At 42.7% G+C, this 24,427-nt stretch carries 25 protein-coding genes; 11 read left to right on the top strand and 14 right to left on the bottom strand.

All coding sequences use genetic code 11. From position 1 onward, the window contains the following. Positions 1 to 52 precede the first annotated feature (52 nt). The gene (locus GUA46_RS05190) at positions 53 to 1,474 is read right to left on the bottom strand and encodes an SDR family oxidoreductase (protein WP_176619607.1); all 1,422 of its coding nucleotides are present in this window, start codon (positions 1,472 to 1,474) and stop codon (positions 53 to 55) included. After that, positions 1,471 to 1,896, bottom strand: coding sequence for a hypothetical protein (locus GUA46_RS05185; RefSeq protein ID WP_176619606.1), 426 nt, complete (start codon positions 1,894 to 1,896; stop codon positions 1,471 to 1,473). Before GUA46_RS05185 ends, GUA46_RS05190 begins: the two co-directional genes overlap by 4 nt. A 94-nt stretch (positions 1,897 to 1,990) precedes the next feature. Here GUA46_RS05185 and argS point away from each other — a divergent pair, with 94 nt between their 5' ends. Further along, positions 1,991 to 3,769, top strand: a complete 1,779-nt coding sequence (argS, locus tag GUA46_RS05180) for an arginine--tRNA ligase (RefSeq protein WP_176619605.1) — start codon at positions 1,991 to 1,993, stop codon at positions 3,767 to 3,769. Positions 3,770 to 3,805: 36 nt separating this feature from the next. Here the strand turns inward: argS and GUA46_RS05175 are convergent, their stop codons facing one another. The 4 genes from GUA46_RS05175 to GUA46_RS05160 all read right to left on the bottom strand — a co-directional run bounded on the left by GUA46_RS05175 (position 3,806) and on the right by GUA46_RS05160 (position 8,291). Beyond that, a complete protein-coding gene (locus GUA46_RS05175) occupies positions 3,806 to 4,174 on the bottom strand; it encodes an endonuclease domain-containing protein (RefSeq protein ID WP_176619604.1) in 369 nt (122 codons plus the stop codon). Positions 4,175 to 4,264: 90 nt separating this feature from the next. Further along, positions 4,265 to 6,823 carry a TonB-dependent receptor gene (locus tag GUA46_RS05170; RefSeq protein WP_176619603.1) on the bottom strand — a complete coding sequence of 853 codons (2,559 nt, stop codon included), beginning with the start codon at positions 6,821 to 6,823 and terminating at the stop codon, positions 4,265 to 4,267. Then, a complete protein-coding gene (locus tag GUA46_RS05165) occupies positions 6,801 to 7,715 on the bottom strand; it encodes a FecR family protein (RefSeq protein ID WP_176619602.1) in 915 nt (304 codons plus the stop codon). The genes GUA46_RS05170 and GUA46_RS05165 overlap by 23 nt, the downstream gene beginning before the upstream one ends. Before the next feature lie 75 nt (positions 7,716 to 7,790). Continuing rightward, the gene (locus tag GUA46_RS05160) at positions 7,791 to 8,291 is read right to left on the bottom strand and encodes an RNA polymerase sigma factor (protein ID WP_108247056.1); all 501 of its coding nucleotides are present in this window, start codon (positions 8,289 to 8,291) and stop codon (positions 7,791 to 7,793) included. Between the two features lie 113 nt (positions 8,292 to 8,404). Here GUA46_RS05160 and GUA46_RS05155 point away from each other — a divergent pair, with 113 nt between their 5' ends. From GUA46_RS05155 to folD, 3 genes are all read left to right on the top strand, one after another. Beyond that, entirely contained in the window at positions 8,405 to 9,463 is a 1,059-nt protein-coding gene (locus tag GUA46_RS05155; RefSeq protein ID WP_176619601.1) for a hypothetical protein, read from the top strand. 174 nt (positions 9,464 to 9,637) lie between these two features. Then, entirely contained in the window at positions 9,638 to 10,966 is a 1,329-nt protein-coding gene (gene ffh, locus GUA46_RS05150) for a signal recognition particle protein (protein ID WP_108247058.1), read from the top strand. A 39-nt stretch (positions 10,967 to 11,005) separates the two neighbouring features. Then, positions 11,006 to 11,884 carry a bifunctional methylenetetrahydrofolate dehydrogenase/methenyltetrahydrofolate cyclohydrolase FolD gene (folD, locus tag GUA46_RS05145; RefSeq protein WP_176619600.1) on the top strand — a complete coding sequence of 293 codons (879 nt, stop codon included), beginning with the start codon at positions 11,006 to 11,008 and terminating at the stop codon, positions 11,882 to 11,884. A 1-nt stretch (position 11,885) separates the two neighbouring features. On the opposite strand, the gene GUA46_RS05140 is transcribed toward folD, so the two are convergent. Further along, entirely contained in the window at positions 11,886 to 12,032 is a 147-nt protein-coding gene (locus tag GUA46_RS05140) for a hypothetical protein (RefSeq protein WP_159075859.1), read from the bottom strand. 120 nt (positions 12,033 to 12,152) lie between these two features. Between GUA46_RS05140 and GUA46_RS05135 the strand changes: the two genes are divergently transcribed. Next, a complete protein-coding gene (locus tag GUA46_RS05135; RefSeq protein WP_176619599.1) occupies positions 12,153 to 12,779 on the top strand; it encodes a DUF2306 domain-containing protein in 627 nt (208 codons plus the stop codon). A 1-nt stretch (position 12,780) separates the two neighbouring features. On the opposite strand, the gene GUA46_RS05130 is transcribed toward GUA46_RS05135, so the two are convergent. Next, complete coding sequence (locus GUA46_RS05130; protein ID WP_176619598.1) at positions 12,781 to 13,203, bottom strand: VOC family protein; 423 nt, start codon at positions 13,201 to 13,203, stop codon at positions 12,781 to 12,783. 33 nt (positions 13,204 to 13,236) lie between these two features. Continuing rightward, positions 13,237 to 14,076, bottom strand: a complete 840-nt coding sequence (locus tag GUA46_RS05125; protein WP_176619597.1) for an alpha/beta fold hydrolase — start codon at positions 14,074 to 14,076, stop codon at positions 13,237 to 13,239. A 97-nt stretch (positions 14,077 to 14,173) separates the two neighbouring features. Between GUA46_RS05125 and GUA46_RS05120 the strand changes: the two genes are divergently transcribed. After that, positions 14,174 to 14,596 (top strand): winged helix-turn-helix transcriptional regulator, encoded by a 423-nt coding sequence (locus GUA46_RS05120; RefSeq protein WP_176619596.1) that lies wholly within the window; start codon positions 14,174 to 14,176, stop codon positions 14,594 to 14,596. A 10-nt stretch (positions 14,597 to 14,606) separates the two neighbouring features. On the opposite strand, the gene GUA46_RS05115 is transcribed toward GUA46_RS05120, so the two are convergent. Then, on the bottom strand, positions 14,607 to 15,155 hold the full coding sequence (locus GUA46_RS05115) for a hypothetical protein (RefSeq protein ID WP_176619595.1): 549 nt from the start codon (positions 15,153 to 15,155) through the stop codon (positions 14,607 to 14,609). Positions 15,156 to 15,160: 5 nt separating this feature from the next. Beyond that, a complete protein-coding gene (locus GUA46_RS05110; protein ID WP_176619594.1) occupies positions 15,161 to 16,669 on the bottom strand; it encodes a helicase HerA-like domain-containing protein in 1,509 nt (502 codons plus the stop codon). A 56-nt stretch (positions 16,670 to 16,725) separates the two neighbouring features. Here GUA46_RS05110 and GUA46_RS05105 point away from each other — a divergent pair, with 56 nt between their 5' ends. Together GUA46_RS05105 and GUA46_RS05100 are read left to right on the top strand one after the other, a co-directional pair. Continuing rightward, the gene (locus tag GUA46_RS05105) at positions 16,726 to 17,178 is read left to right on the top strand and encodes a RidA family protein (protein ID WP_176619593.1); all 453 of its coding nucleotides are present in this window, start codon (positions 16,726 to 16,728) and stop codon (positions 17,176 to 17,178) included. Positions 17,179 to 17,210: 32 nt separating this feature from the next. Next, positions 17,211 to 17,843 (top strand): 7-carboxy-7-deazaguanine synthase QueE, encoded by a 633-nt coding sequence (locus tag GUA46_RS05100; RefSeq protein ID WP_176619592.1) that lies wholly within the window; start codon positions 17,211 to 17,213, stop codon positions 17,841 to 17,843. 7 nt (positions 17,844 to 17,850) lie between these two features. Here the strand turns inward: GUA46_RS05100 and GUA46_RS05095 are convergent, their stop codons facing one another. Continuing rightward, positions 17,851 to 18,648: a hypothetical protein gene (locus tag GUA46_RS05095; RefSeq protein WP_176619591.1), complete on the bottom strand. Its 798-nt coding sequence runs from the start codon at positions 18,646 to 18,648 to the stop codon at positions 17,851 to 17,853. Positions 18,649 to 18,686: 38 nt separating this feature from the next. After that, complete coding sequence (locus tag GUA46_RS05090; RefSeq protein WP_176619590.1) at positions 18,687 to 19,400, bottom strand: class I SAM-dependent methyltransferase; 714 nt, start codon at positions 19,398 to 19,400, stop codon at positions 18,687 to 18,689. 73 nt (positions 19,401 to 19,473) lie between these two features. Here GUA46_RS05090 and GUA46_RS05085 point away from each other — a divergent pair, with 73 nt between their 5' ends. The 3 genes from GUA46_RS05085 (at position 19,474) to GUA46_RS05075 (ending at position 22,917) form a co-directional block, all read left to right on the top strand. After that, positions 19,474 to 19,968 (top strand): YkgJ family cysteine cluster protein, encoded by a 495-nt coding sequence (locus GUA46_RS05085; protein WP_176619589.1) that lies wholly within the window; start codon positions 19,474 to 19,476, stop codon positions 19,966 to 19,968. A gap of 21 nt (positions 19,969 to 19,989) precedes the next feature. Next, on the top strand, positions 19,990 to 20,820 hold the full coding sequence (locus GUA46_RS05080; RefSeq protein ID WP_176619588.1) for a sterol desaturase family protein: 831 nt from the start codon (positions 19,990 to 19,992) through the stop codon (positions 20,818 to 20,820). A 732-nt stretch (positions 20,821 to 21,552) separates the two neighbouring features. Further along, entirely contained in the window at positions 21,553 to 22,917 is a 1,365-nt protein-coding gene (locus GUA46_RS05075) for a cadherin domain-containing protein (RefSeq protein ID WP_176619587.1), read from the top strand. Positions 22,918 to 23,201: 284 nt separating this feature from the next. On the opposite strand, the gene GUA46_RS05070 is transcribed toward GUA46_RS05075, so the two are convergent. Next, positions 23,202 to 24,425, bottom strand: coding sequence for an exo-beta-N-acetylmuramidase NamZ family protein (locus GUA46_RS05070; RefSeq protein WP_176619586.1), 1,224 nt, complete (start codon positions 24,423 to 24,425; stop codon positions 23,202 to 23,204). Between the last annotated feature and the right edge of the window lie 2 nt (positions 24,426 to 24,427).

Raw genomic sequence — 24,427 nt, 5'->3', positions numbered from 1 at the left:
GCTTAACTCCTTCGACTGCGCTAGATGTAGCAGAGGTTTTTATTTTGAGTATTTACACTTTTGCAATATTCCGGATCATGTTGCCAAAGATGAAAAGGTGGAACGGGAGCACGGAGTACCAATACAATCGCCCCAATAGCCCTTTGGGCCTAAAGGTAGCGGTTTGGTAAAGCACACCGTCCTCAATTTTAAACTCCAACCAAGCTTCGCCCGGGGTTTTCATTTCGGCAAAAAGCAACAGTCGCTTGCTTTTTTTGTCGGCCAAGAGGACTCGCCAAAAGTCCAGCGCATCCCCAGGAAAAATTTTATCGGGATGGGTGCGTCCGCGTCGCAGTCCCGGTCCCCCAACTAGCTTGTCCAAAAAACCACGGATTTTCCAAAGCCAATTACCGTAATACCAACCGTTTGCGCCACCAATGCGCCAGATGTTCTTAAAGACTTCTTTCTCATTTTGTATGGGAGTGGATTTTTTATCCTGCAGAACACCATATTTGGGTACTTGAATATAATCTTCGAGATCCTTTTTTATTCTGCCGCTTGCAATACTGTCCTTCCAGCTACTAATAACGAGGTTTTGTTCAATTTTTTTGAAAGCCAAGTCGATGGCTTCTTCATAACTATGGGTTTCTATGCCCAGCATTTTTTGTAAACGATTATCCTCGGCAATGACTTCCATTTTCATGCTGTCCACCAGGTTCATGGCCAATTTATAGGAAGTCGAGGTCACAAAATAGAGCCAGTAGGAAGACAATTTCGGGGTCATCACGGGAACGGTGAAAATCCAGTTTTTAAACCCACGGACCTTGGCGTAGCCGTGCAACATATCTTTATAAGTAAGAATATCGGGACCGCCAATATCAAAGGATTGACCGTACGTTTCTTTGTTGCCCAACACTTCGGTAAGGAACTGAATCACATCGCGAATGGCAATCGGCTGCGTTTTGGTAAGCACCCATTTAGGGGTAATCATGATGGGCAGTTTTTCGCAGAGGTCCCGTATAATTTCAAAAGAAGAGCTTCCAGAGCCTACAATAATCCCAGCACGGAGCACCGTAACATCAAACGGGCCTTTGTATAGAATTTCTTCTACATTTTTTCTGGAGCTGAGGTGTTTGGAAAGTTCCTTGTCGTTCACAATACCGCTGAGGTAGATAACCTGTTGGCACTGGGTGTTCTCCAAAATCATATTAAAATTTTTGGCCGCTTGCGCCTCTTTTTCATCAAAATCGGTGACGGAGGAGGTCATGGAATGTATCAAGTAGTAGGCGGCATCAATATCCTTGGGCACTTGTTGTTTTTCGGGGTCGTCCAAAAAATCAATCTCGACAATATCAATTTTTGAGCGGATTTTAGCATCGACCGAAAGCCGTTTTTCATCCCGAACAGCACAAACTACGCTGTGGCCCATATCCAAAAGTTTGGGTAATATGCGCATCCCGATGTAGCCATTGGCCCCTGTCAGTAATATTTTCATATATCTTCTAGGTTAGTGGGAAGGTTGTCCGCGCGATGGTCCAACAATTTACGGAAGAATCGCTGAATGACTTTGGTATCCGATTTTACTTTTATAAAGTAATGGTCCATATAAATGGAATAGATTCCGATATCACCCTTGTACACGTTCAATTTATAGTAGGGGATGATAAGCCCGTAGGTCTCCAAACGGGAACGGAACCGAACAATGATGCCGTTCGGACGAATTTCCACATTACAGGTATTGGTGCTGTTATCCAAAATGAGCAGATTGTAAATATCGATACTGGCTTCGGTAATAAAAAGTTTTGGGGAGCCGATACCGCCCATGGCAAAACGCTCTTTTATGGGGATGGGTTTACCCACGGCATCGTCAATTTTTTTGGTGATTGTTTTATCGTTGTAGGAGACGTTCAAAAGCATATCTAAAATTAGTCAAATTACGGCGGACCGTTTGACCGATGTGTGGGAAAAGCCCAAAAAATGCGTAGTTTTGCGCCCTGAAAAGCCTTTATAGATGAGTTTGCAGAACGATTTGACCCAAAAAGTAATCGAGGCGGTAAAACAACTGTACCAAGTTGACTTGCCCACGGTGGAATTTCAACCTACCCGAAAGGATTTTGAGGGTGACATTACCGTAGTGGTATTCCCTATGTTGCGCCTTGTGAAAGGGAATCCGGTTCAGATTGGGACCAAGATAGGGGAGTACCTTGTTGAGAATGTTGATGAAGTATTGAAATGCAACGTGGTACAAGGCTTTTTGAACATTGTTATTGCTGATAGCTACTACCTTAATTTCTTCAACAGCATTTTTGAAGAAACAGATTTTGGGTATGTAAAATCCCAGTCCAATGATGCCGTGATGGTGGAATATTCATCTCCCAATACCAACAAACCGTTGCACTTGGGGCATATCCGAAACAATCTTTTGGGCTATTCCGTAGCAGAGATTTTGAAGGCTTCGGGAAAAAAGGTGTACAAAACCCAAATCATCAATGATCGTGGCATCCATATTTGTAAAAGTATGTTGGCCTGGCAAAAGTTTAGTGAAGGTGAAACCCCAGAATCTTCCGGTTTAAAAGGGGACCACTTGGTTGGAAAATACTATGTGGCCTTTGATAAAGCCTACAAAGAACAGATAGCCGAATTGGTCGAATCAGGTACACCCAAAGATAAGGCTGAAAAAGAGGCTCCGATTTTATTGGAGGCCCAAGAAATGCTCCGTAAATGGGAAGCTGGGGATGATGAAGTTGTGGCACTTTGGAAAAAAATGAACGGTTGGGTGTACGAAGGTTTCGATATCACCTACAAGAACTTGGGCGTTGATTTTGACACACTCTACTACGAGAGCGATACCTATTTATTGGGTCGTGATGTGGTAAAGGATGGATTGGAGCGTGGTGTTTTCTTTAAAAAAGAAGATGGCAGTGTTTGGATTGACCTGACCGATGAGGGCTTGGATGAAAAAATCGTATTGCGTTCCGATGGTACTGCGGTGTATATGACCCAGGATATCGGTACGGCCATCCAACGGGTAACGGACCATCCAGACATTAACGGAATGGTCTACACGGTGGGTAATGAGCAGGATTATCACTTCAAGGTCTTGTTCCTTATCTTGAAAAAACTGGGTTATTCTTGGGCGGAGCAGTTGTTTCATCTGAGTTATGGAATGGTGGATTTGCCCAGCGGAAAAATGAAGAGTAGGGAAGGTACCGTAGTGGATGCGGACGACCTTATCAAAAATATGGAAGATACCGCTGAATCCATTTCCCAAGAATTGGGCAAATTGGAAGGCTATTCCGGTGAAGAGAAAAAGCAATTGTACCGAACCATAGGTTTGGGTGCGCTTAAGTACTACATTTTAAAAGTAGACCCTAAGAAGCGTATTCTCTTCAACCCTGAAGAATCGGTGGATTTTCAGGGAAACACAGGACCATTTATTCAATATACGTACGCAAGGATTCAATCTATTTTGCGTAAGGCAGAGGGTGTTGGGTCGAGCGCAGTCGAGACCTCTCTGGACTTGCACGAGAAGGAGAAGGAGTTGTTGAAACAAATTCAATTGTTCCCGGAAACGGTTCAGTTAGCGGCGGAAAACTTTAGTCCGGCATTGATTGCGAACTATACCTACGATTTGGTGAAGGAGTTTAACTCGTTCTATCAACAGGTCTCCATTTTAGGCGAAACCGACGAGCAGAAGAAAAACTTCAGGGTGCAATTGTCCCAAAAAGTGGGCGAGGTGATTCAATCTTCGTTCCGTTTGTTGGGTATTGATGTTCCTGATAGGATGTAGGAACCCTCTCAGTCTCCCTTATTAAAAGGGAGAAGCCTATGGATTTTCTTTAAAATGTTCAGTAATTTCCGATAATACGGATTCCAGGTTTTCAAACACCATTTTATTCTCAAATCGTATCACGGTATAACCTAGTTCATTTATAACCTGAGTGCGCTTTGCGTCGTATTCTTGGGCTTGAGGTGTATTGTGTACGGCTCCGTCCAATTCTATCACTAATTTTTCTGAAGCACAATAGAAATCAACAATGTAGTTTTTGATGCTATGCTGACGGTTGAAACGTCTACCTCGTAGTTTTTTGGCTTTGAGGTAACGCCATAAAAAAGCTTCGGCGGGGGTTAGGTTCTTTCGTAACTTTTTTCTGTAGTTTTCTAATTCTTTGCGGTTATGGATTCTTTTTTTCATCAATCTCTATATAAAAAGCTCCCCTCTTGGAAAAAGAGGGGTGATTCAGGTTATTGAATCGGGGAGATTGATTCTATAAATCTACAAAATTTAAAAACTCACCCTAAAACTCATATTGGGGGTAATGCCCAGTGAAAAGTTTTCCACGGTCTCGATTTCATTATCTTGGTTGACCCGATAATATTTGTTGAGGCTGTTTCTTCTATTTGTGAAGTTTAAAATGGACAGCCCGGCGTTGGCCCGAATAGTTCTACCAATTTGAAAATTGTATATGGCCGAGGCATCCGCCCTAAAATAGTCAGGTAATCGGCTACTGTTCGGGGCCTGAAAGTTGATTCTGGGCGGGGAGAAGTTCTCATCCAGCCCTTCATCGCCTGGAACAGGTTCGGTAAACGGTTTGCCTGTTCTGTAATTAAGACCAATACTCAGCTTCAAATCCTTATAATTGTAGGTGCTGGCAAAGGTAATGGTGTGCCTTATGTCCAAATTGTTCGGGAATGTTTGTGGTACAATGGAGTCGAAGGTGTAATCATTCTTGTTGTAAGCATAGCTTAACCAAGTACTATAATTATCTCCTTTTTTATTGATGAGCAGTTCCAATCCCTTAACATTGTAGCTTCCTATTTCTCCCGAAAATTGATATTGATTTTGGAATCCTTGCGTGCTGGTGCTGATGCCGTCCACATTTTTATAGAAGCCCTCGACACCCACATAAAAATTGTTTTTTTCGTAATTGATGCCTACCGAGCCTTGCTTGCTCTTGGTCACGGGAAGCGTGTTATCGTTGGAAAGAATCCATCTGCGTTTTTCGATGCCCAAAAAATTTTGTTCCAAATCTATGATTTGGTTGGTAGTCTGGCTTTTGAATTCTCCCAAAACTTCGGCCCTAATATAATTGGCCAATTTAAAGTTCAGGTTGATTCTGGGTTCCACCAAAAGCTGTTGAAAGGTGTTTAGATTCTCGATAAAATTGAATCGCGCTCCAATTTCCCCGATGAATTTATTCCCGGGAGAATTGTAATTGAGTTGTGAGTATGGTGCGTGGGTTCGGATTACTCCTTTAAGTTCACTTTCAAAACTGGGCTGATTTATGATAGTGGCATTGACAATACCAGTTTCAATATATTGGTACCCATTGTTCCAGTTAAAGGAATCATTCAGAATATAGTTGGTATTTAATTTTAAGGCGTTTTCAATCACCTGATTGTTTTGGAACAACTGCTGAACCTGATTGTCATAAATATTTTGTGCATCCAAATTGTACTTGGAGTAATACATATTCAGGTGTGTGGAGAATCTATCGGTCCAACTGCTCTGGAGTTGTCCTCCAACGGAAATATTGTCCTGCTTCAATAGGCTGATGTTGGTTTCATCTGCCGTAACATTGGTCTCATCAAATTTCAAATTGTTTTTGATGTGTATTACACTCAGTCTGATTTTGTGATATTCGTTGAGGTCGTACAGGATTTTTCCGGAAAAATCGTAAAAGAAAAAGTCTTCATCACGTATAAATTCATCATCGACGGTACTGTTGTTTTGAAGTGTAATCTCACTATCCTGGAAAGCCCGATTGATGAATTGTTTGTAGGTGGGTGTGCTTAAAAAGTCGGTGGCAGAACGTCTTGCAGAAAACTGAATTCCAAGGTTATGGGTTATGGGAGCCTCGGCGTAAATATCACCGCTTATTAAATTAAAACCACCTCCGCCGCTAAAAGTTTCGGGGACAGAATTTCCTGTTTCCATTTGAATAACGCTGCTCACCCCGTCACCAAAGTTGGCGGGCGTCCCATTTTTATAGATGGTCACTTTATCCGTTTGATAGGGGTTAAAGGCAGATATCAACCCAAAAAAATGTCCGGATTGATACATTTTTATGCCGTTCCAAAGAATAAGGTTTTGGTCGTTGGTACCACCACGAACGTTGATGTCCGATACGGTCTCGTCAATACTTTTTATCCCCGGTAAGGCCTGGACGGTTTGCAGAATGTCAGGTTCAATAAGTCCTGGGAGTATTCCAAACTCTGCGGTGTTCAATGTGATGCTGGCATCCTTTTCTTTTATAATTCCCGAGGTGAGGTATTTGTACACGAACACTTCATCCAATTGTTCGTAATAAGGTGCCAAAAGTATTTTGGGACATCCGCTTTGTTGCAAGAGGGATTCTACCTTTACATATTTGGTCACATAACCCAAGTACCGAATCTGCAGGGATGCGTTTCTAGGAACGTTCTCCAGTGAAAAGGACCCGTTATTGTCCGTGATTTTAGCGGTGCCTGTTCCCAAAACCTCTATCGTGGCGCCAATAACCGTGTTTTCAGCAAAATTATCCAAAACCACACCGCACACATTGACCTGATTTTTGGTGGAGAGGGTGTAATATCGTTCATTGAGTTTTTCTGTTTGAATGCTGAAGGTGTTCTTGATATATTGAAGAATTTCTTCTAGGGTATTTAGGTTTTCTGGAATTTTGATGGAAAGACCATCCAAATCCTCATCTAGATAGGAGAACTTGACATTAAAACGATTCTCTATATTTTTTATGTATGAAATAAGGGATTGTTGTTCTTCCTGTGCATTGATGTTGCCTACCAGAAAAAACAAAACACCGAGGACGAGGCCTATATGCTTATTGTTGTGTGTTCTCAGCATAAAAAAGTACGTTGTCTCCGTCTATTTTAAAACGTGTTTGGGAGGGGGTACTTATACTTTTTAACGCCATTTTTAGGTCTGTGTTGTTAAACGAACCTGTAAATAAAAGATTTGTATCAATATTTTCAATGCTGACCTGGATATTGAACTGTCTTTCCAGCTCGGCAAAAACATATTTTAGGGGAATACTTTCAAAACTACTTTCGTTGTTCATCCAAGAGGGGGAATTACCATTTGGAGCGCCAGTGCTTACAATTTTGCCATCGATTACAAGGAATGAATTTCCTGCGGGCAGTTTTAATTCTTCATTGTTATAGGTAACGCTTACCAATCCTTCGTAGCAGGTTACTTCAAAAAAGCCTTTTCTGTTTTCCACATTGAATTGTGTTCCCAATACGCTAACTGTTCCATGGTCGGTGGAAACGGTGAATTTTTTTCCTTTGGCCACTTTAAAGAAAGCTTCGCCTTGTAAATCAATGTTTCGGTTTTTGTCCCAACTTTTCTCGTTGTATGAAATTTGGGAATCGGCATTCAAAAATATTTCGGAATCATCGGGAAGCACAACTTCGGAGCGTTCTGCAAATTCTGTGGTTACATTTTCGTCCAAAGTGTTTATGTAGAAGTATGAGCCAGCAAGTAGAACAGCAATGACTGCAGCCACCCTAAGGAATTTCTTGAACGGGTTCAGGGAAATTACCTTTGGCGCATTGTCGATGTACTCATCTTTTAGGCGTTGCAATGCTTGGTCGGCATCGAATTCGGGAGCTACCAACCTACTAGAAACATCCTTTAGCTTTTGGTACGAGGCATACGCTTCGGAGCCTTTAAATTCCCGAAGCTCATCCTCTGAAAGCTCTCCGCTCAGCCATTTTGCCAAATAATTTTCTTGCATGGGTTCTATGCTTTACGTTATACAAACAACTAGTTGTTAAAATACCCTACTTAAAATTCAAAATAAATTCTATAGCTAAATGCCATCAATATGTTCCCGTAAACTTTTGAGGGCCAAATGCATTCGTTTTTCAATGGCTTTTACGCTCACCTCCTCCATTTCTGCAATTTCTGCATATTTTTTACCATCGATTCGGTTCAGTAAAAATGTGGTCCGTTGATTTTCGGGTAGGGCATTAAGCGCATTGTCCAATTTTTCTTTGTATTCTTGTTCCTCCATCAAAAATTCTGGAGATTCGTTGGTTCTATCTTTTACAAGGCTGTCGGCATGTTTTAACCTCACCTTTTCAGCCTTTATCACATTTAAATAAAGGTTGTTGGCAACCGTGTAAACGTAGGATTTTGCTTTCTCCGGGCTCACTTTTGCACAGTTTTGCCATAACTTTACAAATGCTTCCTGTACGGCGTCATTTGCTTTTTCCTCATTACCGAACTTATAGAATATGTAGTTAAAGACCGTTTTGGAGTGGGCCTTGAAAACTTTACTGAAAATTTGCTCTTCACAAACGTTGCTCATCGAAGATGGTTTGATTAGGGAATCAAATATATTTGAAAAATATTAAGGAAAAGTAGGGTTTTTTTTTCGAGAATTGTTTAGTGGTAAAGAATAACCCCAAAAAATCAATAGTTATGAAGAAGCTGATTGACAATGTGATGCGTGTTGTGCTCATGGTGTCTGTTATTGGTTTGTATTCCTGTCAAGAGGAGTATGAAGATGTAGAGGGCAACGACCAAGAACAAACCATTGCAGCTAAATCTGACATTGCTGGTTTAATTCAACAAACCTCCTCCCAAGATGGTTCTTTTGACAATATTGTGGACGGAGCCAGTTGTTTCGCCGTCGAGTTTCCTTACACCGTAAATGCAAATGGGGTTGAGATCAGCATCAATTCCAAAAGTGATCTTGAAAAAATTGAAGAAGTCTTTGATGCTACCATTGAGGGAAATAATATCCTAGAAATAGTTTTTCCCGTCACAATAACATTTGCGGATTATAGCCAAATCACTATTGAAAATAAGGGAGAGCTTATGATTAGGGCCCGTGAATGCATTGAAGGCGGGGGGGATGATGATATTGAGTGTGTTGATTTCGTATATCCCATAACCTTGTTCACCTTTGTGATTGATGTACAACAGAGTTCCGAAATCCAAGTTGAAACCGATTTAGATATGTACCGTGTATTTTCGGAGTTGGAAGACAATCGATTGGTCAGTTTCCAGTACCCCATTACACTAACAAAACATGACGGTACTGAAGTTGTCATTGAAAACAATGCCGATTTGATAGCAACTTTGGAATTGGAAAAGAATGAATGTGATGAGGATGACGATAATGATTTTGGCGATGACGATTTTTCCGAAGCCGAGCTGGACCAATATTTAATGGCCTGCCCATTACAGGTAAAACAGGTAATCCGCAACCAAATGGACAACAGTGAACAATACCTGGAACATTTAATGGTATTTAGAGAAGATGGTTCTGTTGTTTTTTCCACATTTACGGCAAATGAGATAACAGGTGCCTGGAACACAAGTATGTCAAATGGAGCAGTGAACTTAAGGCTAGAGTTTGAAAATTTCACCGACTTTTCATCAGAATGGCAGGTGTATAAACTTGAGGAAGAGCTTATAAAGTTGTACAAAGACGATGGCAATAAAATTCTACTCGAAAGAAGATGCGATATATAAATCACAATGATTAATTCTGAATTGAAAAGTTTTCGAAGCTTAGATTGGTCAATTCTACAATAAGAAATAAAAATTTTCCCCATTCTTTTTCCAAAAGAAGGACGGCCCACCCCAAAGCCGTCCTTTTTCTTTTATATTATTATTAAATTTGTCCCTCTTTAAAACAAAGAACATATGTTCGATAATTTAAGTGAAAAGTTAGATAAAGCATTCCACGTCCTAAAAGGGCATGGTCAGATTACTGAAATCAATGTTGCGGAGACCCTGAAGGAAGTTCGAAGAGCTTTGTTGGATGCTGACGTAAACTTTAAGATAGCTAAGGAATTTACCAATACGGTAAAAGAAAAGGCACTGGGTCAAAACGTTTTGACCACCCTTCAGCCAGGCCAGCTCATGGTAAAACTGGTGAAGGATGAGCTTACCGAACTCATGGGCGGCGATGCCGAGGAAATCGACCTATCGGGCAATCCTTCGGTTATCTTGATGTCCGGTCTTCAAGGTTCGGGTAAAACCACCTTTTCCGGTAAATTGGCCAATTACCTCAAAAACAAAAAAACAAAGAAACCACTTTTGGTAGCCTGTGATGTGTATCGTCCTGCGGCGATAGACCAGTTGCATGTGGTAGGAGACCAAATTGGCGTAGAGGTGTATTCCGATAGGGATAACAACGACCCTGTTGCCATTGCCAAAGCAGGTATTGCCCATGCCAAAAGTACAGGTTGCAACGTTGTGATTATCGATACCGCCGGTCGTTTGGCCGTGGACGAGCAGATGATGGATGAAATCTCCAACATCCACAAAGCCATTGAGCCACAAGAAACCTTGTTTGTGGTGGATTCCATGACGGGTCAAGATGCCGTGAATACTGCAAAGGCGTTTAACGATGTCCTTAATTTTGATGGGGTAATCCTTACCAAGTTAGATGGTGATACCCGAGGGGGTGCTGCGATTTCCATTAAATCCGTAGTTGACAAGCCCATTAAATTTATCGGTACAGGGGAAAAAATGGAGGCCATTGATGTATTCCATCCATCCCGTATGGCCGACCGTATTTTGGGAATGGGAGACGTGGTGTCCTTGGTGGAGCGTGCCCAAGAACAGTTCGATGAAGAGCAGGCGCGTAAGATTCAAAAGAAAATTGCCAAGAACAAGTTCGGGTTCGATGACTTCTTGAGCCAAATACAGCAAATCAAGAAAATGGGGAACATGAAGGACCTCATGGGAATGATTCCAGGCGCTGGAAAGGCCTTGAAGGGATTGGATATAGATGACGATGCCTTCAAGCATATTGAGGCCATCATCCATTCTATGACCCCCGAAGAACGATCTACCCCAGCTATGTTGAATGCAAGCCGCAAAAAAAGAATTGCCGCAGGTAGCGGAACTTCTATTCAAGAAGTGAACCAGTTGCTCAAACAATTCGACCAAATGAGCAAGATGATGAAGATGATGCAAGGCGGCGGAGGCAAAAAGATGATGCAGATGATGCAGAATATGAGATAACTTTATTAAAAAGGCCAGAACTAAATACCAACACAACCCATGGAAATCCTTGACGGAAAAAAAATATCGAACCAAATTAAAGAAGAGATCACCGTTGAGGTGGCCCAAATGAAAGAACGGGGAGAAAAAGTCCCTCATTTGGCCGCTGTATTGGTGGGCAACGATGGGGCCAGTCTTACCTATGTGGGAAGTAAGGTGCGTTCCTGCAAAAAAATAGGTTTCGAATCCACCTTGATCCATCTTCCCGAAGAGACCACCGAAGAGGATTTGCTTAAGCAAGTACACCAATTGAACAACGACCCGGCAATCGATGGGTATATTGTTCAGCTTCCTTTGCCCAAACATATTGATGAGGAAAAAGTGCTAATGGCTGTTGATCCAGATAAGGATGTGGATGGATTCCACCCGACCAATTTTGGAAAAATGGCATTGGATATGGAAACCTTTATCTCGGCAACACCATTTGGAATTATGGAGTTATTGAAAAGGTATAACGTGGACACCGAAGGAAAACACACCGTTGTAATCGGGAGAAGCCACATCGTGGGCCGACCTATTAGTATCTTGATGAGTCAAAAAGGGAAACCCGGAAACTCCACAGTGACACTGGCACACAGTAGAACCCAGAACCTAAAGGAATTGACACTTCAAGCTGATATCGTGATATCTGCCTTGGGGGTTCCAAGATTCTTAAAGGCCGATATGGTCAAAGAGGGGGTTACCATCATAGATGTGGGAATCACTCGGGTTGCCGATGACACCAAAGAAAAGGGATATTACATCACTGGTGACGTGGATTTTGATAACGTCAGCAAAAAGGCGTCATTCATCACACCCGTACCTGGCGGAGTAGGGCCAATGACGATAGCAATGTTGCTCAAGAATACCTTATTGGCAAGAGAGCGCCATAATAACTAGCTTAGTTTTTCTGCTCGGTTTTTAAGGCCATTTGCTGCTCCTCATCAGGATTGAGGTGTTCAAATTCCGTTTCACCTTCGTCGTTGGTGCAGCTGGATACAGCCATAGCTGAAAAAACAAGGGTCACCAATAGTAAAATTGTCTTCATAGTAATAAGATTTGGGTATGGCTTGGTAGCCTAATTGGTACACTTATAACGAATTACCATTCAAATTCTTGTTTTTGTCTTCAAAATATCGATAACTTACCCGTTGCTAAACAACGGATTATGGCTCAAACAGCGCGAAACAAGGTAGCTTGGGTGGTATTCATCTTTCTGGCCATAGGGATAGGTCTATATCCTTTGGCATATCTTTTTGCCTCGGATGATTTTGGTGTATTGCTGAGCAAGTCACCGGATTTACGTGGTAATGCCGTTTGGAAGATGGCGTTTTATGGCCACATTAGTTTCGGTGGAATAGCGCTTTTGGTAGGTTGGTCCCAGTTCTTGAAAAAGTTGCGGGCCAAACGTTTGCAATTGCATCGCAATCTTGGAAAAATCTATGTGGTTTCTGCTTTGCTAAGTGGGTTGTGCGGAATTTATCTTGGATTTTTCGCCACAGGTGGTATCGTTCCAGCCATTGGTTTTATAAGTCTCGGTATTATTTGGGTCTTTACCACGACTAGAGCTTATGTCGCCATCAAAAAGAAGGACCTTTCACTTCATCAAGGTATGATGATTTACAGTTATGCGGCTTGTTTTGCAGCGGTGACTTTGCGTATATGGCTGCCTTTGCTCACCATTGTTTTTGGTGAATTTTTATTGGCCTATAAAATAGTGGCTTGGCTTTGTTGGGTTCCCAATATGGTTTTTGCCATGCTATGGGTACGCAAAAAAGGTTTGAACCTTGCGTAACCTATTTGGCGAACAACTGTTCCATATCCTTAAAAGCTTTGAATTCCAGGGCGTTTCCTGCCGGGTCCAAAAAGAACATCGTAGCTTGTTCCCCGGGTTCACCCTTAAAACGGATGTAAGGTTCAATTACAAAATCAATTCCCTTTTCAATGAGTTCCTGGGAAAATGTTTGGAAGGTATCCCAAGGCAAAACCACTCCGTAATGGGGAACAGGCACATTTTTACCATCAACAGGATTGGTGTGTGCGTCTTCTTCTGATTTTGGCTTGTAATGAATCACAAATTGATGTCCGAAAAAATCGAAATCGACCCATTGCTCGGCACTTCTACCTTCTTTGCAACCAAGGACTTCACGGTAAAATATCCGGCATTCTTCAAGGTTGTGAACCGGTACGGCAACATGAAAGGGAGTTATTTTTTGCATGGTCTATTTTTTCTGAAAATTAGGACAAGTTTATCAAGCTTCCAAAAATGATATGATTTGATTGTTCACATCATCTTGGTGCATGGAATGCCCCAGTCCTTCGGTGCTGACCAATCGGCTGCCTTTCCAATTTTTATTGACGGCGACAGAGGCATGGTATGGAGTAATCAAATCATGCTTATCATGGAATAGCAGTCCTTTTTTACTGATGGATTGTGCAAACTTGGATGTGGAAAATTCATCAATTTTGAACCCGAAACGATTTAAGACATAATCATCCAAGTGTTTCATTACCCTATTGTTGAACTTTAAAATGTTCTGAAAATGCTCTATGATTTCATGGAATTCTGAAGGTGAGCCAATAGTGACCATTTTTTCCACATGTTCACTCGGGTTTTTATATTGATTGTAAAGAATAGTCATACCGCCAACAGAATGCCCGATAAGGTGCTTCGGATTATATTTTTTTACCATATGGTTGACGGCTTCTTCATACAGCGGAACGTATAAATGTTTTCCAGTAGAATAGCCATGTGAAGGTGCATCAAAAGCAATGATATTAAAGTCGGCCTCCCGGAGTTTTTTGATAAGGTTACGCCATCTAAATGTGTTGCTTTCCCATCCATGTACCAACAGAACGGTTTCCCCATTTCCCGGCCAGTGGTAGGATTGCACTTTGTGCCCTGCAACTTCCTCGGTGGTTAATTTGAAATCGTCCAAAAATGCGGCCTGTTCAGGCTTTATTTTGCCCTTGCGCACTGTGCAAAAAACATGAAATGCATTGTCGGCCACCTTTTTTGGGGCAATAAGACTGTAAGCGTTAAAAAATCGCCCATACGCCAAAGGCAGTATTTTGCTGATTTGTTTTTTCATGAGGTTACTTTTTGTAACTTACTCTTGATTAGATACTAAAAGTACATATTCCTTTTAGAACAAAAAAGAAGTGATTGATTGAAAACCAAGTATATCCATGGAAACTATTGCTGAAAATCAGAAGGTTAGGACGGTAAAAAAATTAGAAAAAATGTTCGGTCATATTGATTTAAAGAATCCGCCCGAGCTATGCCCTGTTCGAGATGTAATGTCCGTGGCTTCTGACCAATGGAGTGTTTTGATACTGTTATGGCTGGGGTACTTTCCCGTACTCAGGTTCAATAAGCTCAAGAAATATGTGTATGGTATATCCAATAAAGTATTGAGCCAGCGCTTAAAAGTATTGGAAGCTGATGGTTACATTAAACGGGAAGCGTATCCCGAAGTGCCCATCCGGGTGGAGTACAGTCTTACCGAATTTGGACAATCCTATCTGGAAAAACTATTGGACTTGGCCGAATGGATGCACGATAACAGTCCAAAAGTATTGGCCAATCGTGAAAAATTCGGATTGTTGTAGTCTTGGAAAGCTATTCCCAGCCTACCATTAAATATTTGATTTTGGCATCGTCGGGGATTTGCACTGCTTCAATATCCGACATTGAAAAGCGTAAATTTTCAGGCAGTTCTTCCTTGTCTATCGTAAAGTAGAGGTTGCTTCCCTTTGGAAAAATCACAATACTTTTCAAGGTGGTCACAATTTTCTTGATATCATATTTGTTCTGGATATCTTTAAACGTACTCTTTAGTCCAATCCCTTTTTCTGAAACATATCTGGGGTCCATGATCCTAACATTTTCAATGCCGGGTACACTATCTGTATTCACGGTAAGGGTCAAAAGATGTTTGCCCCCTTTCTCAAAAATTTCGAATTTTTTAGGTGAGGCACCCAAATCTATTTGCACTTGATCGCCAACGACCGAATCTTTTGCAAAAGTGGCTTCCAGTTCATTTGCCTTGGTGTCCTGTGTCAAAGGTCCAACACTGGTCTCCGTGATTAAAAAAGTCGTGTCTTTTTGGCAAGAGTGGATTAGTATCGTCCCAAAAATTAGTGCAATTGCTATAACTGTCTTTTTCATATAAACTATCGAATCACTTTTTTTAATACACCCAACACTCCTCTGATAAATGTTGCGCTTGTCAAAACCTTTACAACAGGGTTCATTCGAGTGCTCCTACGGCTCGATGACCTTCGGCTGGTTGATTTTTCTTCCTTTTCTTTTTCTGCCTCTTTTTCGGCTCTTTCTATTTTTTCCGTCAAGATTTCGTAGGCACTTTCACGGTCAATTTCCTCGTTGTATTTTTTTATCAATTTGGAGTTGTCCAGCACATCCTTGATTTCCGAGTCGCTCAAAATATCCATACGGCTCATCGGGGCCCGCATCATGGTGGCCGCTAAAGGGGTGGGACGTCCCTTTTCATCCAAAGCAGAGACCAAGGCTTCCCCTGTTCCCAACGAAGTCAGTACCTCTGCGGTATCATAAAATTCGGTTATGGGATAGTTCTGTGCCGTAAGTTTTATTGCCTTGCGGTCTTTGGCAGTAAATGCACGCAATGCGTGCTGTATTTTTAGTCCCAATTGCGCCAAAACCTCGTCCGGCACATCAGTTGGGTTTTGTGTAACGAAATACAGGCCGATTCCTTTGGAGCGGATCAATTTAACGATGCTTTCAATCTGGTCCAAAAGTGCTTTGCTGGCATTGTCAAAAATTAGATGGGCCTCATCAATAAACAACACCAGCTCAGGACGGTCGCTATCTCCTTGTTCCGGGAAAGTGGCATAAATTTCGGCCAAAAGGCTCAACATAAATGTCGAGAACAATTTGGGACGGTCCTGTATATCTGTCAAACGGATGATGTTCACATAGCCTCGCCCGTTTTCATCAATGCGTGTTAGATCATCTACATCAAAGGATTTTTCTCCAAAGAAAAGGTCCGCACCTTGTTGTTCCAGTTCAATTACCTTTCTCAATATGGTGCCGGTGGAACTGGTAGAGATACGTCCGTAGGCTTTTTGGAACTCATCCTTTCCCTCGCCAGTGGCATATTGCAATACCTTTTTAAAGTCCTTAAGGTCCAAAAGGGGAAGCTTGTTGTCATCGCAATACTTAAAAATTACGGCAACAATGCCCTCCTGTGTTACGCTAAGGTCCAAAATTCTGGAAAGGAGCACGGGACCAAACTCCGAAACAGTGGCACGCAGGCGAACCCCTCCTTGTTCGGAAAGCGACAGGATTTCTACAGGGAATCCTTTGGCTTCGAACGGTAAACCTATTTTTTCTTGGCGCTCATCTATTTTGGGATGGCCAGGGCTTGGTTGTGCAATGCCGCTCAAGTCTCCTTTAAGGTCCATGAGCAACACGGGAATCCCTTTGTCGGATAGGTTTTCCGCCAAAACTTGTAGCGTCTTGGTCTTTCCCGTGCCCGTTGCTCCGGCAATTAGCCCGTGGCGGTTCATCGTTTTCAAAGGAACCTTAACAAAGGCATTCGTCAAAGTCTCGCCATCCAGCATTCCTGCTCCCACAGTAATGTAATCGCCCTTCATGGCGTAACCTTGTTCTAAATGCTCGAAGAATTTTTCTTTGTTGCCCATTGCATCCAATTTGCGATAAAAATAGGGTAATTTTAAGCAAAACTAAAAATGAGATTATGAAACCTATGCGATGTGCAATCTGGACCGTTTTGTTGACTTGCTTTGTGGCAACCACTTATGCGCAAGAATCCACTGAAGTTATTTTTTATAAATCGCACGAGCCCAAAAAGCAAAATGCGCCATTTAGTGATGTAGTACAAGCGGGCAATATGTACTTTTTGGCGGGACAGATAGGCATGGACCAGAAAACTCGAACCTTGGTCGAAGGAGGGATTCAAGCAGAAACCGAGCAAGCCATTAAAAATATTGAGGATGTTTTGGACCAGCATAGCTTAACCTTGGACAACGTGGTGAAGTGTACCGTGATATTATCGGATATATCCGACTTTGCAGCCTTTAACGAGGTTTATACCCAATTCTTCACAAAGAAACCGGCAAGGACCACCTTTGCAGCTAGCGGACTTGCGGCCAATGCCCATATAGAGATAGATGTTATTGCTGTAAAGTAGGTGAAACCACCGAAGTGGATTATCTTTGCACCATGGTAGAAGAAAACGTGATGGATTTGGTGGAAAAGGGCTTGATGCTGCCCCTGATGGAAGAATTTTATACCATTCAAGGGGAAGGGTTTCACAAGGGAACAGCCGCTTACTTTATTAGGGTAGGGGGTTGTGATGTGGGTTGCCACTGGTGCGATGTAAAGGAAAGCTGGAATGCCGAGACGCATCCACCCACGGCAATCGATAGTATTGTGGCCAATGCCGAGAAATATTCCGATACCATTGTGATTACCGGCGGAGAACCGCTCACATGGGATATGGGGCCCCTCACCCAAGGTCTGAAAGCAAAGAATATGAAAATCCATATCGAAACTTCAGGGGCGTACCCGTTGACGGGTGTTTGGGATTGGATTTGCCTATCACCCAAAAAGAACAAACTTCCCGAGGGCGAGATTTATAAAAAAGCGCAAGAGCTTAAGGTGATTGTGTACAACAAGCACGACTTTATTTTTGCAGAGGAACAAGCAGCCCAAGTAGGAGAAGATTGTATTCTTTACCTACAGCCGGAATGGAGCGTTCGGGATAAAATGGTTCCGTTGATTGTAGACTATGTGATGAAACATCCCAAGTGGAAAGTTTCCCTACAGACACATAAGTATTTAAATATTCCTTAAACGGACGTTAGCGTCCCCCGTATTTTTGAAGATCTAGAAGACATTCGGCGTCCAAATCTGGAATTGAGGCCAAGCCTTTGGATGCATTTTTTTCCATCTGCTTGAGCAAGGATGCACCAAACTGCAATTCGGCGCGCATCAAACAGCCATCTACGTTGCAATGATTTTCTGTCTCTGTGTCCTCATGGTCGTTTACCGATTCTGTGGAAAGGTTCACCAATCCGAACAAATGGCCAAATTCATGTAGTATAGTAGCTGTTTCAATCTCTTCGGTACTTACGGCAGTGCTACTGCTGGCCATATCTTTAATGGTGGATTCATAAATAACCATAGAGGTGTTTCTGTACACCGCTCCCAAAGTCACCAAGCCTTCGCTTTCATCGTCGCTTTCCGAAGGAGCATCAGCAAAATATATGTGGATTGCCAGTGTTGAGCCACTGTTGTACTCATCCCTATTTTCATTTTCCAGTTCAACCACTTCTTCCAGAGTCAGGCTTTCTTCGCCTGGAGAGGTGACTGCAGAATAGGTAAATTCAATGTTTTCTTTGTAAGTGCGTGCTCTTAAAAATTCTTCAAAGTTGGCTATGGCTCCGGCAGTAGGGGCAAAACCGGTCACATAATCTATTTCTATCAAGAGTCTGTCAAAAGTATCATTGGAAAGGAAGTCCCGGGCAGATGCTCCGGTGGTCAACCGATTTCCGGCCATTAGGTTGGTGTTGGATTCTGGCGAGGATACATCGGCATCCTTGGAACAACTTATCAGTAACCCAAAACTACATAGGGCAAAAAGGACAATTTTTTTCATGATCAACTAATATACAATAGAACGTTCCATATGGGGAACTAGTATTCTTTTAACGTGAGTTTGGCCAAATAGTCGTAATGTTCGCCCGAAATTATAAGCTCACAATTAAAACCGTTCGACTCACAAGCATTCTGTAACGTATTTATATCTACGTAAACCCAGTCAAAAGGGTTGCTTTTTTGGTTTTTATACTCCATTTCAAATTTGACTTCACCGTAATACGTGCCATCATCTGGAATCCAATAACCACCATCATCATCCTGCTCAAACATGTAGACAATATCACTGGAATCCAACAGAACTTGACCATTAGGTCGCAATAATGACGCCAAATGCGTCAAAAATTGGCTTAAACTCTTCAGTTTGCCTGCCAGACCTATTCCGTTCATCAACAACAGTAAGGTATCATACTTTTCTGCTGAGTAGTCCAGAACGTTGTTCAATACAGTCGATTTAATTCCTCTGTCCTTGCATACGGCAATAGCGCCTTCGGAATTGTCCAACGCCGTTACATCTATTCCTTTTTCCTGTAGGTATAGCGAGTGGCTTCCCGCCCCGGCCCCAATATCCAAGACTTTGCCCCGAGCTAGTTTTAGAGCTTTCTGTTCAATTTTGGGCATTTCATCAAACGTTCGGAACAAATAGGGGACAGGAATCACATCCTCCTCGTCCAAAGATGAATAGGTTTTTATGTCTTCCGTGTACCGGCCATTTTGATAATCTTTCAGGGCCGTTCCAAAAACATCTGCCATAGCTTTGGTTTGTTTCTGCAAAGGTGGGACTTTAATTGCTTGGAAAGGTTTAAAATGGATAAGTTTGTGCATTATGGAGGAAATACTCAGGGATTTACCGCAAAAGGCAAGGGAGAAGCATTCGGAGAACAAAAAGTTTTTCGTAAAGCTGAAAAAACGTCCGCCAAAGGACCTCGACTATACCATGCAAGAACTGCACGAGGCCGAGTTTGACCGAACGGATTGCCTTACTTGCGCCAACTGTTGCAAAACCACTGGTCCGCTGTTCACCAATGCCGATGTGGAACGAATCGCCAAACATTTCAGGATGAAACCATCCCAATTCATCGATGAATTTTTGCGGGTGGATGAAGAGAACGATTATGTGCTGCAAAGCGTTCCCTGCACTTTTCTGGGAGCCGATAATTACTGTTCCATTTACGATGTCCGTCCCAAAGCCTGTCGAGAGTTTCCACATACGGACCGAAAAAAGTTCCAGCAGATTTCCAACCTTACCTTAAAAAATGTGGCCATTTGCCCGGCAGCTTTTAACATTGTCGAGGAGATGAAAAAATCGATAAAATTTTAATGATTTGCTATATTTGAAGGAATGGAGCAATTGATTTCATATTTTGAGACCATCCCTTCTTTGCACCGAAGCTTGATTTTGGTCGGGGGCATCACTTTTTTCTGGGTTTTGGAAGGAATTGTGCCCTTGTTCAACGTGCCCTATAAAAAATGGCGGCACTCGGTTCCCAATTTCTTTTTTACGTTGACCACGATCATAGTGAATTTTCCACTGGCGTTTTTATTGTTGAAATCTTCGGACTGGGCGGTGGAAAACCAATTTGGGATCATCAACTGGCTGCCCCAAATGCCGTTGTGGCTTTACGTTGTTCTTGGTGTAATGCTCTTGGACCTTATCGGGGCCTACGCCGCACATTGGGTGGAACATAAGGTGAAACCGTTGTGGATGGTTCACTTGGTGCACCATTCCGATCATAATGTGGATACTACTACGGCAAACAGGCATCATCCACTAGAAAGTTTGATAAGATATACGTTTACCTTGGCAGGGGTTCTAATTGTTGGGGCGCCCATCGGTATCATTATGCTCTACCAAAGTCTGTCTGTCGTGTTTTCACAGTTCAACCATGCCAATATAAGTTTGCCCAAAAAAGTGGATAAAGCCATCAGTTGGTTCATTGTTAGTCCCGATATGCACAAAGTGCACCATCACTATCAATTGCCCTATACAGATTCCAACTACGGAAATATCTTTTCCATTTGGGACCGTATGTTTGGCACCTATATGTATTTGGATTCAAAGGATATCGTATACGGTGTGGATACCTTTCCAGACGAAAAAGAGAACAGTAGCATCAAGGGATTGCTAAAGCAACCTTTCCATAAATACAGAAGACCGACTACCGAGGGGTAGGATTTCTCGAAAAAGTCGGAAGTCAGAAGTCAGGGGTCAGAAGTCAGGGGTCAGTAGGCAGTGGGCAGTCCACAACAAACAATAAACAGCTCACAATTGTCAGTTCGAGCGCAGTCGAGAACGCTTTCCTAAAGACCAACCATCGAACCATCCAACAATCGGATAAGAATGTCCCTTCGACTCCGCTCAGGGTCCAGTTCAGAACGCAATAATCAGTTGGCAGTTTACAATGAACAATAGACAATTAACAGTTATCAATGAGGAATATGCAATTAACGGTGGCTGTTAATCAGTTGGCAGTCAATAATTATCAATTGTTAGTTCGAGCGCAGTCGAGAACGCTTTCCTAAAGACCAACCATCGAACCATCCAATAATCCAACAATCGGATAAGAACGTCCCTTCGACTCCGCTCAGGGTCCAGTTCGGAACGCAATAATCAGTTGGCAGTTAACAATTAACAGTGGCCAACAATCGAACTTTCTAGCCATCCAATGATCCAACTGTTATTTTCCCTTAACCCTTAACCCTTAACCCTTAACCCTTAACCCTCAACCCTCAACCCTCAACCCTCAACCCTTAACCCTTCACCTTTTACCCTTTCACCCAAACCTCCATCAACCCAAACCCATCATCCGTCAACTCAAATGGGGCATACGTCAATTGGTGGCCCAAAACCTTGCAGAAACTCCCGAATTTGGCAAGAATATATAATCCATAAAACAAAAAAATTATGAAAAAGCTATTTTTTTCAATATTGGCTGTGGCCATGTTCTGGTCCTGTGGAAAGGACGATAGCCCTGAGACCCCGACCCCGCCGACACCTACAGAAACAGAGAACAGTGTTCCGGTAATAGCTGCGAAGACCTTTACCGTTTCGGAGACCATTTCCGATACAGAGGTTATCGGTAAGGTGACGGCAACCGATGCCGATGATGACACGCTTACCTTTTCCATTGCCACGAACTCCGATGCCTTGTTCGAGATCACCGCAACGGGCGACCTGAGCTTGGCAAGTGGCAAAACGTTGGATGCGGCCACCAAGGAGCAGCACGCAATTACAGTTAAGGTGGATGATGGCGAGGATACAGCCAGTGCCACGGTCACCATAAAAGTAACTTCCGAAGAGGTAATCCCGACCAACGAGGCCCCTGAAATGGCCGACCAAAACTTTTCAATAATGGAGAACCATGTTGCTGGTGAAAGTATGGGCGCTATTGAAGCCACCGATGCGGATGGTGATGCACTGACCTTTGAACTCACCGAAAACGACAACGACCTGTTCGCCGTTTCTGAAAGTGGTGTGTTGACCCTGGCAGAAGGCAAAACGCTGGACTTTGAAACAGAGACCTCCCATAGCATTATCGTAAGCGTAACCGATGGCAAGGAAACTGTAGACGCCACCATTACCATAACCGTGGAAAACGTTATTGAGAGCATAGCTGAAGATCCAGCCTCCTTTGTGACCACGTGGAAAACGGAAGCTGATGGGGAAGAGGTGAAATTATATTTCGAGGATATTCAATATGAATATGATTTTATGGTGGACTGGGGTGATGGCACTATAGAGAATATTACCACCATACCTCCGGATCAAATACTAAGACACGGATATGAGAATCCAGGTGTTTATACCGTAGCTATAAAAGGAGAGATGCAAATGTTCCTTCCTACTTCATCAAATATGTTGAGTATGGAGCAATGGGGCAGTATTGTATGGCAGGAGCTTTCCTATGCTTTTGCCGACCAGAATGAAATGGTTTACAATGCTACAGATAGCCCTGACCTTTCCAATGTAACAAGCCTAGAGGGAATGTTCTTAAATGCTATTTCCTTTAATGGAGATATTGGTGGTTGGAATATTGGCAATGTAGAATTTATGGAATCTATGCTAGATAATACTGGAATGTCGCTAATAAACTTTTCCAACACTTTGGTTGGTTGGTCGGCACAGGATGTACAACCGAATGTATATTTAGGTGCTGCAGGTTTGTTTGTATGCTTTAACGACGCCAGTGGACTTGCAGCTTTTACTACTTTAGCAAGTGAGCCAAACAACTGGGAATTCGTATGGGATGGTTTAAAAAACTGTAATTAATACAAAAAGATATTTATAATGTAAAGACCGGGAGGGCCAAGTGCTTTTCCGGTTTTTTCTTTTTTTAAGGTCAGAGGTCAGAGGTCAGAGGTCAGAGGTCAGTAGGCAGTGGGCAGTCCACAACAAACAATAAACAGGTCACAATTGTCAGTTCGAGCGCAGTCGAGAACGCTTTCCTAAAGACCAACCATCGAACCATCCAACAATCGAACAATCGAACCATCCAAAAATCGAACAATCCAATAGACCAATCAACCATCAACCATCAACCAAAAACGAACAAATCAATCGTAGATCAAATACTTTGCCCTAATTTTTTTGAAATTTTCCAAATCGGCTTGCCAAGTGGCCTTGATTTCGGCATTGGTCATACCTTGCTCAATCTGTTTTTGAAGTAGGGGCGTGCCCGCATGTTTGGTAAAACCTTCGGTCAAAAAGAATTTAGACTTGTCCAAGGTGTTGTTATAGGCATCAATGACCCATTCCATGGTCACCTCGTTCATTCTTGGCGTATCGGACAGGTCGCGCCCAAAACAGGTCTTGCCTTCCTCTTTGGGGTATTTGGAACCGAAATTGGGTTCGGGCACATAACTAAAATCGTAGGCGGTGCTATCCATAAACGATGCCCCGTAGCGCTGAAACTGAAATTCCGTTCCACGCCCTGCGTTGACGTTGGTGCCCTCAAACAATCCCAAACTTGGATATAGCGTAATCGAAGTATCGTTGGGTAAGTTCGGAGAAGGCCGTATGGGCAAGTGGTATTCGGACTCGTGGGTGTAGTTTTCCAGTTCGATCACGGTCAAATCGGCTTTGCTGCCGTTTTCCAGCCATCCTTCACCGTTCAACATTTGGGCGTATTCGCCCATCGTCATCCCATACACCAGAGGAATCGTGTTCAAACCTAAGTAGCCAGTATGTTCTTTCATCATGGTAGGGCCATCAACATAATGTCCGTTGGGGTTGGGGCGGTCCAACACAATAATGGGGACGTTGTTTTCGGCACAGGCCTCCATTACTAGCTGCAATGTGGCAATATAGGTGTAGAACCGCACGCCCACATCCTGAATATCAAAAACAACCACATCCAAATCGCTCAGTTGTGCTGCGGATGGTTTTCTGTTTTTACCATACAAGGAAATGATGGGCAGGCCCGTTTGGGTATCCACACCGTCCTTTACATGTTCTCCGGCATCCGCTGTTCCCCGGAAACCATGTTCGGGCGCAAAAACCTGCTTTATATTTATTCCTGAGGACAGTAAAGAATCTACCAAGTGGGTATGTCCTTTATCATTAAAAACTACACTCGTGGGGTTGGCCACCACAGCTACGGATTTTCCCTGCAGCATGGGCAGGTACACCTCGGTTCTGTTGGCCGCAACTTTTATGGGAGCAGGAGCCTCAATTTCAGGTTCCGTGGCCGAAATGGTTTCTTTTTGTTGTCCCTTACATGCGGAAAACACCAAAAACAACAATAAAACTGTACTTTTGATTCTAGATAAAATGGGCATTC

The organism is Flagellimonas chongwuensis (assembly GCF_013376415.1).
GTDB classification, from domain to species: domain Bacteria; phylum Bacteroidota; class Bacteroidia; order Flavobacteriales; family Flavobacteriaceae; genus Flagellimonas; species Flagellimonas chongwuensis.
Note: the sequence above shows the minus strand (reverse complement) of the source record. Positions and strands in the feature narration are given on the sequence as shown.